General features: G+C 67.2%; 9 protein-coding genes. All 9 read left to right on the top strand.

Translation table 11 applies throughout. From position 1 onward, the window contains the following. The coding region (locus FKP22_RS10425) for a non-ribosomal peptide synthetase (protein ID WP_141287430.1) at positions 1-4,451 on the top strand (4,451 nt) is incomplete at its 5' end. Between the two features lie 12 nt (positions 4,452-4,463). Next, the gene (locus FKP22_RS10420; RefSeq protein WP_141287429.1) at positions 4,464-5,927 is read left to right on the top strand and encodes a cytochrome P450; all 1,464 of its coding nucleotides are present in this window, start codon (positions 4,464-4,466) and stop codon (positions 5,925-5,927) included. Positions 5,928-5,939: 12 nt separating this feature from the next. Beyond that, the gene (locus FKP22_RS10415; protein ID WP_211361365.1) at positions 5,940-7,334 is read left to right on the top strand and encodes an MATE family efflux transporter; all 1,395 of its coding nucleotides are present in this window, start codon (positions 5,940-5,942) and stop codon (positions 7,332-7,334) included. 73 nt (positions 7,335-7,407) lie between these two features. Further along, positions 7,408-7,740, top strand: coding sequence for an ArsR/SmtB family transcription factor (locus tag FKP22_RS10410; RefSeq protein ID WP_141287428.1), 333 nt, complete (start codon positions 7,408-7,410; stop codon positions 7,738-7,740). Positions 7,741-7,764: 24 nt separating this feature from the next. Next, the gene (locus FKP22_RS10405; protein ID WP_141287427.1) at positions 7,765-8,277 is read left to right on the top strand and encodes an arsenate reductase ArsC; all 513 of its coding nucleotides are present in this window, start codon (positions 7,765-7,767) and stop codon (positions 8,275-8,277) included. Positions 8,278-8,279: 2 nt separating this feature from the next. Continuing rightward, positions 8,280-9,359, top strand: a complete 1,080-nt coding sequence (gene arsB / locus FKP22_RS10400) for an ACR3 family arsenite efflux transporter (RefSeq protein ID WP_141287426.1) — start codon at positions 8,280-8,282, stop codon at positions 9,357-9,359. Next, positions 9,356-10,090: an arsenical resistance protein ArsH gene (gene arsH / locus FKP22_RS10395; RefSeq protein WP_141287425.1), complete on the top strand. Its 735-nt coding sequence runs from the start codon at positions 9,356-9,358 to the stop codon at positions 10,088-10,090. Before arsB ends, arsH begins: the two co-directional genes overlap by 4 nt. 111 nt (positions 10,091-10,201) lie before the next feature. Then, on the top strand, positions 10,202-10,669 hold the full coding sequence (locus FKP22_RS10390) for a MarR family winged helix-turn-helix transcriptional regulator (protein WP_141287424.1): 468 nt from the start codon (positions 10,202-10,204) through the stop codon (positions 10,667-10,669). A 62-nt stretch (positions 10,670-10,731) separates the two neighbouring features. Then, positions 10,732-11,232: arsenic resistance N-acetyltransferase ArsN2 (gene arsN2 / locus FKP22_RS10385; protein ID WP_141287423.1), on the top strand; the 501-nt coding region annotated here is incomplete at its 3' end.

Genomic DNA, 11,232 nt, shown 5'->3' with positions numbered 1-11,232 from the left:
CGGCGATGCCGCTGACGGCCAATGGCAAGGTGGACCGCAAGGCGCTGCCCGCACCGGACATGTCACAGGGCGAGGCCGAATACCTGGCGCCTCGCACGGCGGCCGAACAGGCCGTGGCCGAAGTCTGGGCCGAGCTGCTGCAGGTCGACAAGGTGGGTGTGCACGACGACTTCTTTGCGCTTGGCGGCCATTCGTTGCTGGCCACGCAGTTGATGTCGCGCCTGGGGGCGAAATTCGGCACCGCCATTTCGCTGCGCACCGTCTTCGAGACGCCGGTGCTGGCGGACCTGGCCGCCATCCTCGCGCCCGCGGGGGCCGAGTCACCGGAAGCGCCGCAGACGCCGGCCGCCCTGGGCTTGCCGGCCGAGTTGCCAGCACAAGCCTTCCCGCCGTCGCTGGCCCAGCAGCGCCTGTGGTTCCTGGATCAGCTGGAGGGCCCGAGTGCCACCTACAACGTCCCGATCGCGTTCCGTCTCGAAGGCAAGCTGAACCGGCCCGCGTTGCAGGCGGCGCTGAACGACCTCGTGTGTCGCCACGACGCGCTGCGCGCCTGTTTCCAGAGCGCCGGCGGCACACCGGTGCTGCGGCTGTTGCAGCGAGTGGACCTGGCGCTCCCGTTCGATGACCTGCGCCACTCGACGCAGCAGGCGCGCGACGCAGCAGTGGCCGCGCGCATGCTGGCCGAAGCGCAGCTGCCTTTTGACCTGACGACAGGCCCGCTGATCCGGGGTGGCCTGCTGCAGCTCGGCGACGAGCAGCATCTGCTGCTGCTGACCGTGCATCACATCGTCTTCGACGGCTGGTCCATCGGCATCCTGGTGCGGGAATTCGGTGCGCTCTATGCGAGCCACGCCGCGGGGCTGCCGCTGGCGCTGCCCGAGCTGCCCATGCGCTACGTCGACTTTGCCGCCCGGCAGCGGCAGTGGCTGAGCGGCGAACGCCTGGCGCGGCAACTGGGCTACTGGCAGCAGCGCCTGAATGGGGCGCCCGCGCTGCTGGATTTGCCCACTGACCGGCCGCGCCCGCCTGTGCAGCGCCAAGACGGCGCCTCCTTGCCGTATGCGCTGCCCGCGGAGCTCTCTGCCAGGCTGCGGGCGCTCAGCAGGAAGACGCAGAGCACCTTGTTCATGACCCTGTGCGCGGCCTTCAACGTCCTGCTGGCGCGCCAGGCCGGGCAGACCGACATCTGCATCGGCACGCCCATCGCCAACCGCAACCGCACCGAGATCGAGGGCTTGATCGGCCTGTTCGTCAACACGCTGGTGATTCGCACGCAGGTCGACCTCAGCCTTGGATTCTCTGCGCTGCTGGCGCAGGTGAGGGGCCACACGCTGGATGCCTACGCGAACCAGGATGTGCCCTTCGAGCAGGTGGTGGAGGCCTTGCAGCCCGGCCGGCATGCCCGTCACACGCCGCTGTTCCAGGTGATGCTGGCCCTTCAGAACGCGCCCATGGCCCGGCCGGAAATGCCGGACCTGTCGATGTCGTTTGTTGCCGGCCCCGTCGTCACCGCCAAGTTCGATCTGACCCTGACCCTGACCGAAAGTGCAGACGGGTTGCATGGCGACTTCGAATACAGCACCGACCTGTTCGACGCCAGCACGATCGCGCGCCTGGCCGGCCACTTCACGCGCCTGCTGCAGGCCATCGTGACTGATCCCGACACGCCGGTTGGGGAGCTGGACCTGCTGGGCAGCGGCGAGCGCCAGCGCATGCTGGCCGAATGGAACGACACCGCCACGGCGTTCCCCGGCGTGGACCCGCAATCCACGCAGGTCCAGCAGCTGTTCGAGGCGCAGGTGGCGCGCACGCCGCACAAGGTGGCCGTCGTCCATGAGGGCCGCTCGCTCAGCTACGCCGAGCTGAACGCACAGGCCAACCGGCTGGCGCACCATTTGATGGTGCTGGGCGTTGGGCCCGAGTCGCGTGTCGCGATCTGCGCGGAACGTGGCGTGGAGATGGTGATGGCCTTGCTGGCGACGCTCAAGGCAGGCGGCGCCTACGTGCCGCTCGATCCAGCCTATCCGGCGGACCGCCTGTCCCACATGCTGCACGACAGCGCGCCGGTGGCGGTGCTGACCTGCCTGCGCCAGGCCACCCGTTCGCGCCTGGCGGCGACCTTGCAGGCGCAGGGCATGCCGAACCTGGACCTTCAGGCGGACGCACAGCACTGGGCTCATCAGGCGGGCGTCAACCCCGAGCTTGAAGCCGATGGGTCGGCGGGGCGCCGCCTCGCCTATGTGATCTACACCTCGGGCTCGACCGGGCAACCCAAGGGCGTGATGGTCGAGCATGCGTCGGTGGTCAACCTGATCCAGGGCCATGTGCGCCTGTGCGCGCTCTCTGAAGAGGACCGTGTGCTGCAGTTCGCCTCGGTCGCGTTCGACGCGTCGGTCGAGGAGATCTTTCCCGCGCTGACGGTGGGCGCCACCCTGGTGCTGCGGCCGGCCGACCTGGTCGCGCCAGACGAGGTCTTCCTGAACTTCATCGCCGACATGGGCATCACCGTGGCCGAGCTGCCGACTGCCTTCTGGCAACAGTGGGCGCAGAACGCAGCGCCCGCGAGCGGCGCTGAACCCGGCGCGCTGCGCCTGGTCGTGGTGGGCGGCGAGAAGGCGGAGCGCCGCCACCTCGGTCCGTGGCGGCGCGCAGTGCAGGCAGGCACGGCCTGGCTCAACACCTATGGCCCGACCGAGGCGACGGTGTACGCCACGGCCTGGAAGATGGACGCTCGCCAGGCCTTGCCGCCGGGTGAGATCCCGATCGGCCGCCCGGCGGCCAACACCCAGGTCTACATCCTCGACAGCCGTTTACAGCCGGTACCGGTTGGCGTGGCAGGCGAGATCCACATCGGCGGTGCCGGCGTCGCCCGCGGCTACCTGAACCAACCAGAGCTGACGGCGGAACGCTTCATCGCCGACCCCTTCGGCCGCTTGCCGGGCGGCAGGCTGTACAAGACCGGCGACCTCGCCAGGTACCTGCCGGGCGGCGAGATCGAGTACCTGGGACGCAATGACTTCCAGGTCAAGATCCGCGGCTTCCGGATCGAGCTGGGCGAGATCGAGGCCAAGCTGGCTGCGGCCCACGGCATCCGGGAGGCGGTGGTGCTGGCGCATGAGGCGCCTGGCGGCGACAAGCGGCTGGTGGCCTACGTGGTGCCACATGCCGGGCACGCGCTGGACGAGGACGCCCTGCGTGCCGAACTGGCGGAGGAACTGGCCAGCTTCATGCTGCCGAGCGCCTACGTGATGTTGGACGTGTTGCCGCTGACCCCCAACGGCAAGGTCGATCGCAAAGCCTTGCCGGTGCCTGAGATGGCGCAAAGCCAGGCCGCATACATGCCGCCGCGCACGCCGACCGAACAGGCCATCGCGGAGGTCTGGGCCGAGCTGCTGCAGATCGACAAGGTGGGGGCCGAGGACGACTTCTTCCTGCTCGGTGGCCACTCGCTGCTGGCCACGCAAATGGTGGCAAAGCTGCGCGATCGCGGCGTCAACGGGATGGTTTTGAGAGACCTCTTTGCCCACCCGTCGCTGGCGGCCCTGGCGAAGTTCATCGATTCGCATGCGACGGCCGCCAGGCATCCGAACCTGGTCCGGATCCGCACCCGCGGGGACGCCACGCCGCTGTTCCTGATCCATCCAATTGGCGGCGAAGTGCAGTATGCGTTCGACCTGTCGCGACACCTGGCCCCGAATCAGCCCGTGTACGCCTTGGCCGCCAGCGGCTTTGCCAGTGGCGAGAAGCCGCATGCCAGCATCGCCGAGATGGCGCGTGCCTACCTCGGTGCCATCCGCCAGGTCCAGGCAAGCGGGCCCTACCAGCTCGCGGGCTGGTCCCTGGGTGGCATGATCGCCTACGAGATCGCGCACCAGCTGCTTGGCGCAGGGGAGACGGTGGCCTTCGTGGGCATGATCGACAGCGGCTGCCCGCTGGCCAGCGAGCCGGGCGAGGCGGCCCGCGAGGTCGACGAATGCAGCGCCCTGCTGCACTGGGTCATCGACCTGCACCCCGAGTGGGTCGACGCGAGCCAGCATCCCGTCTACGACGAGGTCACACAGCTGGCGAGCGCCGGGCAACTGGACGCCATCATCCAGGTGTGCCAACGCGAGCAGCTGCTGCCGACGCAGCTCGATGCGGCGCAGGTGAAGCGCATCGTGGCGCTGTACGTGGCCGGTGCCAAGGCGGCCGACGCCTACCGGCCACCGCTGATTGCGGCGCCGGTGAGCTTCTTCGCCGCCGCGCGGCGCGAAGGCGAGGACCTCACGCTCGGCTGGGCCGCCTTGCTCGGCAAGCGCCTGCGGGTGATGGCCATCGGTGGCAGCCATTACACGATCGTGAAGCCGCCACACATCGAGAAGCTGGCGCGCGAGATCTCGGCCAGCCTCCACCGTGGGGCGAGCAGCGGGCCTTTGCATGCTGCCGCCCACATTTCGTTCGCCAACAAATAGCCGAAAGACAGCATGGACGCCAACACCTCAGCGCCCCCTCTGGATGCCAAACGCATGGGGACATTCGAGTTCTCGCGCACCATCGCCGACCTGCCCGCCCCCAAGGGCTTGCCGCTGGTCGGCAGCCTGCTCAAGCTCAGCGGGCGCCAGTTCCACCTGACGCTGGCGGACTGGATTCGCGAGTTCGGTCCCGTCTTCCGGCTGGATGTGATGGGCCACCAGCTGATGGTGCTCTCCGAGCCCGCAGCCGTGGAGGGCCTGCTGCGTGACCGCCCGGACGGCTTCCGGCGCACCTCCAACCTCAAGACCAGCATGGGCGAGCTGAAGATCGCTGGCGTCATCACCGCCGAAGGCGACGACTGGCGCAAGCAGCGCAGGCTGGTCATGGGCGGGCTGAACGCCGAGGTCGTGCGCAACTTCTTTCCGACGATGGTGGTCATCACCGAGCGGGTGCTGCTGCGCTGGAAGACAGCGGTGGCAGAGGGCCGGCGCATCGACCTGCATCGCGACCTGAAGGCGATGGCCCTCGATGTGATCGTGGCCATTGCGATGGGGCAGGATATCGACGCCGTCAACGACGACGGCAACCAGGTGCAGCGCGACATCGACAACATCTTCCAACGCCTGGGCGCCCGCAACGCCACGCTGCTGCCCTATTGGCGCCACTTCAAGCTGCCGGTGGACCGCGCGGCCGACAAGTCGGCGGACGACATCGAGCAGGCTGTCATCGGCTTCGTCAAGGATGCGCGCGAGCGCATGGCGCAGCAGCCGCAACTGCGCCAGAAGCCCGGCAACATGCTGGAGGCGATGATCGCGGCGAGCGAGAACCCCGAGTCCGGCTTCACCGACCAGGAACTGATCAGCAACGCCATCATGAGCGTGATCGGCGGCGAAGACACCACCGCCAACTCGATGGCGTGGATGATCAACCTGCTGGCGCAGAACCCCGAGGCGGCCGCCACGCTGGCCGCCGAAGTGGACGCGGTGCTCGGCGACGCGCCGGTCGCCCGCGAATGGGAGTGGCTGAAGCAACTGCCGTATCTCGAAGCGGCCCACAGCGAGACCCAGCGGCTGCGGGCGGTGGCGCCGTTCATGGGCTTTGCCAGCAATGCCGACTGCGTCGTGGCCGACACCTTTGTGCCGAAAGACACGGTGATCTTTGTCGCCAACACCGGGGCCAGCCAGGACGAGGCGCACTTCCCTCAGCACGAGCTGTTTCGCCCGGAGCGCTGGATCTTCGACGGCAAGCCTTCGCGGGAGGAAGACCCTTCGCGCAAGGTCTTCCCCTTCGGCGCCGGCCCCCGCCTGTGCCCCGGCCGCTTCCTCGCGCTGACCGAGATCAAGATGGTGCTGGCGATGCTGGTGCGCAACTTCGAACTGGTGCCGGACCTGGACGCGCCGCCGGTCGAGCAGCTGTTGAATTTCTTCGTCGGCCCGAGCGCGGTGCCAGTGCGGCTGAAGCTGCGCGCCCGCTGAGTTGAGGCATTGATGAATTCCAACCCCATGCGTTTCGACTTCGGCATTGCCAGGCGCGTGCTGCAGGTTTCCGTGCCCTTGATGGGCTCGATGGTCGGCAACCTGATCATGATGCTGGTCGACCGCATCTGCCTGGCACGCTACTCGGACGACACGCTGGCCGCGTCCGGGCCGGCGATCTACACCGCCATGGCCATCGTCGGCTTCTTCACCGCGTTCGCCGGCTTTTCGAGGTCCTGCGTCGCCCAGGCCTTCGGCCGATCAGGGCGGGACGAGGCGGCGTACCAGGCGGCGGTCGGCATGGTGGTCGCGGCCGTGCTGGCCGCGGTCCTGGTGCTGCTGGCGCCGGTGATCGAGCTGATTCCTCGCTTGAGCAACAGGCCGGCCGCCATCACGGCGCTTGAATCGCAGTTCCTGTACTGGGCCGCGTATTTCGGCAGCGTCATGACCTTGAACATGTCGCTGTCGTCCTATTTCAGCGGCATTGGCCAGACGCGGGTCACGCTGATCGCGGGCCTGATCGGGCAGGTCGTGGAACTGTTCATGACGGTTGGCCTGGTGTTCGGCAAATTCGGGCTGCCCGAGCTTGGCATGCGTGGCTCGGCCATCGGCACCTTGTTCGGCACCTCGGCGATGCTGGTCTTCTACTTGTCCCGGTTGCCGCAGGAGGTCTGGCACCAGCTCACGCAACGCGTCTTCAAGCGCGGGGCGACCGTGGTGGCCGACATGATGCTGCGGGTCCGGCGGGGACTGCCGCTCGGGGTCTCTGCCGGTGTCGACAACCTCGGCAACGCGGCCTTCATCTGGATGATCGCCGGCCTGGGCGCGATTGCGCTGGCGGCCAACAACGTCAACCTCACGGTCAACTACATCGGCATCGTGCCGCTGATCGGGCTGGGCATCGGCTGCAGCGTGCTGTGCGGCAATGCCATCGGCGCGAACGACTTTTCGCAGGTGCCCAGGATCATCTTCGTGACCTGGGTGATCGAGCTGGCCTATGTGGCGGTGGTGGCGCTCTTCGAGATCACCATGCCGGAACAGCTGCTGAACCCCTTCGGCCTCAGCCACAAGCCTGAAGCGATCCGCAGCGCGGCGGTCGGCACGGCCCAGGTGCTCTGGCTGTATGCACTGGCCTTCACCTTCTCGATGACAGGCGCGGCCGTGCTGGAGGCCTTCGGCCTGACCAGGTTCCTGTTTGCCACCCGCCTGGTGCTGATGTGGGCCTTCAGCATCCCGACGATCTACTTCATGACGCTGGGGCGCGATGGCAACGCAGACTTCCTGCCGATCTGCTGGGTCGTCGGTGCGTTTTTCGAGGGGGTCATCGGTGCGATGTATGTCTGGCGGATCTGGACTGCGGTGAAGCATCGCCAGAACGCCATCGCGCTGGCGCCCGCCGGCGCCTGACCCGCCGCCCTGTTTGCCAACAGGGCCGGCGCAGGGGCTGGCTGAACTCCATTATTTCCATTAAAATGGAAGAATGGAAGAAGAGATGGCCGTCAAGTCCCTCGCCGCGCTGGCCCAGCCGATGCGGCTGCGCATCTTTCGTGCGCTGGTGGTGGTGGGCGATGCCGGCATGACACCCGGCGCGATGCAGCAAGGCCTGGAGATTCCGGCCGCCACGCTGTCCTTCCACCTGAAGGAGCTGCTGCACGCCGGCCTGGTGACCCAGGAGCGCGCCAGCCGCAACCTGATCTACCGGGCGGCCTACGCCCACATGAATGCGCTGCTGGCCTTCCTGACCGAGAACTGCTGCCAGGGCGAGGCCTGTGGCGCCAATGGCGCCGATGCCTCGGCTGCCTGCAGTTGCTGACTTCATTTTTTGAACCTGCCGACCATGACCGTCAACGTGCTGATCCTCTGCACCCACAACTCGGCCCGCAGCGTGCTGAGCGAGGGCATGCTCAACCACTGGGCCGCCAGGCTCGGCAAGGACGTGAGGGCCTTCAGCGCCGGCAGTGCGCCCAGCGGTCGGCTCAATCCGTTTGCCCTCGAAGCGCTGACCCACGCAGGTGTGGATGTGACCGGCTACCGCAGCAAGAGCTGGGAAGAGTTCACCTCGCCCGAGGCGCCGCCGCTGTCCATCGTCATCACCGTTTGCGACAGCGCCGCGGCCGAGCAGTGCCCCGTCTTCTTTGGCGCGAATGCCGATGGCGGCCAACCGGTGAAGGTGCACTGGGGCTATGCGGACCCGTCGAATGCACAGGGCGGAGACGCCGGCAAGCGGCTGGCTTTCGAGCTGACCCGCCAGGCCATCGGCTACCGCATGCTGCAGTTGCTGCAACTGCCTCTTGAAACCTTGGACAAGGCCGAACTCCGGGCCGCCCTGAACGCCATTTCGGCCAGCTGACCATGAGCGCAAGCCAACTCTCCGGCGCAGCAGCGCCCAAGGCCGCATCGGCCATCTCCTTTTTTGAGCGCTACCTGACCGTCTGGGTTGCGCTGTGCATCGTGGCGGGCGTTGCGCTGGGGCAATGGTTGCCGGGCGCGTTCAAGGCCATTGCAGCGATGGAAGTGGCCCAGGTCAACCTGCCTGTGGGTCTGCTGATCTGGGTCATGATCATCCCGATGCTGCTGAAGATCGACTTCTCGGCGCTCGGCCAGGTCAAGGCTCATGCCCGCGGCATTGGCGTCACGCTGTTCATCAACTGGGCTGTGAAGCCGTTTTCAATGGCCTTGCTGGGCTGGCTGTTCGTGCGCCATGCATTCGCGGCCTGGCTGCCTGCCGACCAGCTCGACAGCTATGTTGCCGGCCTGATCCTGCTGGCCGCCGCACCCTGCACCGCGATGGTCTTCGTCTGGAGCCAGCTCTGCAAAGGCGACCCGTACTTCACGCTGTCGCAGGTGGCCTTGAACGACGCCATCATGGTGGTGGCTTTTGCGCCCATCGTTGCGCTGCTGCTGGGCCTGTCGTCCATCACCGTGCCCTGGGACACGCTGCTCACCTCGGTGGGCCTGTACATCATCGTGCCGGTGGTGCTGTCCCAGCTCTGGCGCAAGGCGCTGCTGGCCAAGGGCACGGCGTACTTCCAGGCGGTTGCGTCCAGGTTGGGTCCGTTCTCCATCAGCGCACTGTTGCTGACCCTGGTGCTGCTGTTCGCCTTCCAGGGCCAGGCCATCCTGGATCAGCCGCTGGTGATTGCGCTGCTGGCGGTACCCATCCTGATCCAGGTGGTCTTCAACTCCGGCCTGGCGTACCTGCTCAACCGCAGGCTGGGGGTGCAGCACTGTGTCGCCGGGCCGTCGGCGTTGATAGGCGCCAGCAACTTTTTCGAGCTGGCCGTGGCCACCGCCATCAGCCTGTTTGGTTTTCAGTCGGGCGCGGCGCTGGCCACCGTGGTCGGCGTGCTGATCGAGGTGCCAGTGATGCTGGCAGTGGTCGCCATCGTCAACCGCAGCCAGGCCTGGTATGAAAAAGGTGCACCGGCATGAGCGCGATTCCCGAAGGCACGCAAGGCGTATTCCCTGCACTGGATGCGGGTCTCTTCGATGTGCCGACCCAGGAGCGCCTGGTGGTGCCGCAACCTTCACGCCACCGGCCGCGCTTCCTGATGCTTTATGGCTCGCTGCGCGAGCGTTCGTTCAGCCGGCTGCTGACCCATGAGGCGGCCCGTTTGCTTGAAGCGATGGGTGGCGAGGTCCGCATCTTCGACCCGGCCGGTCTGCCGCTGCCCGATGGCGCGCCGGACAGCCACCCCAAGGTCCAGGAGCTGCGCGAACTCGCCGCATGGTCCGAAGGCATGGTCTGGACTTCACCGGAGCGCCACGGCGCGATGACCGGCATCATGAAGGCGCAGATCGACTGGATCCCGCTGTCGGTTGGTGCGGTGCGGCCCACGCAGGGCAAGACGCTGGCGGTGATGGAAGTTTCCGGCGGCAGCCAGTCCTTTAACGCCGTGAACCAGATGCGCGTGCTGGGCCGCTGGATGCGCATGCTGACCATCCCGAACCAGTCCTCGGTGGCCAAGGCCTTTGCCGAATTCGACGCACACGACCGCATGAAGCCCTCGGCCTTCTACGACCGGGTGGTGGACGTGATGGAAGAGCTGTTCAAGTTCACCCTGCTCACGCGCGACCTGGGCCCTTACCTGGTCGACCGCTACAGCGAGCGCAAGGAGAGTGCCGAGGCCCTAAGCAAGCGGGTGAACCAGCGCGCGATCTGAGCACCTGCAGTTCACGGGGCCCGGCCCCGTTTTTTCCCACCAAGTAGTTGCTGTTGACAACCAAAATCATGAGGTCTACCGTGCGCCTGCATGGTTGCTATTCACAACGAGATGCGCACAGACGTGCAGGACGGCGCTCCGGTCACCCAGGCGGCGGTCACGACGGCCAATCACGGCGGCCTGCTGCGCGAGGTTGCCCGCATGTACACGCGGGCGCAGCGGGTCGTGGCCGACTGTTGTCGCACCACCAGCACGCAGTGTCACCTGCTGACCGAGCTGGGACGCACCGGCCCCTTGCCGCTGGCCGAACTGGGCACGCGGGTCAGCTTGGAGAAGAGCTGGGTGTCGCGTGCGGTGGAGGCCATGGCCAGGCGTGGCTTGGTGACCAAGGAGCCGAACCCGTCCGACGCAAGGAGCTGGCTCGTCACGCTCACCGCCGAAGGCAAACGCACTGTGCTTGAGCTGAACCAGACGCTCGACGCCCACGCCGCGCAGTTGCTGTCATCGCTGAGCGAGCGCGACCGCCGCCAAGTCGAGCGCTCCCTGTTGCTGTTGATGAAGGCCCTGCGCGCGGACTAGGCGGCGATGTGTTGCCTGCCTGCCAGCGAAGCCGGGGCCGAACCGGTCAAGGACTCCCAATCATGTTGCTGACGTCACCCATCCTCCTGCGGCAGGCCACGGCCGCCGACTGGCCTGCCGTCGAGGCGCTGCTGCTGGCCAACAAGCTGCCGCTGGACGGCGCCCGCGACCACCTGGGCACCTGCCTGCTGGCCACGGCCAACGGCGAAGTCATCGGCTGCGCCGGCGCAGAGGTCTATGGGCACGTGGCGCTCATGCGCTCGGTCGCCGTGGCGCCGGGTCTGCAGCAGCAGGGCATCGGCCGCCAGTTGGTTGAACGGCTCATCCTCGAAGCGCGCAGCCGCGGCATCGGTACGCTGTACCTGCTGACGGTCACCGCGCCGGAATACTTCGCCGCTTTCGGCTTCAAGCGCAGCAAGCTCGACCAGGCCCCGGCAGCACTGAAGGCGTCGCAGGAGCTGCAGGGCGCCTGCCCAGCGTGTGCGGCATTCATGAGCCTGCCGCTGCAGGCGCAGGCGACCAAGCCAGCCTTGCTGGACGGCTTGCCGGTGGCGGTGCTGGGG

The organism is Ideonella azotifigens, from assembly GCF_006519715.1.
Taxonomy (GTDB): Bacteria; Pseudomonadota; Gammaproteobacteria; order Burkholderiales; family Burkholderiaceae_C; genus Ideonella; species Ideonella azotifigens.
Note: the sequence above shows the minus strand (reverse complement) of the source record. Positions and strands in the feature narration are given on the sequence as shown.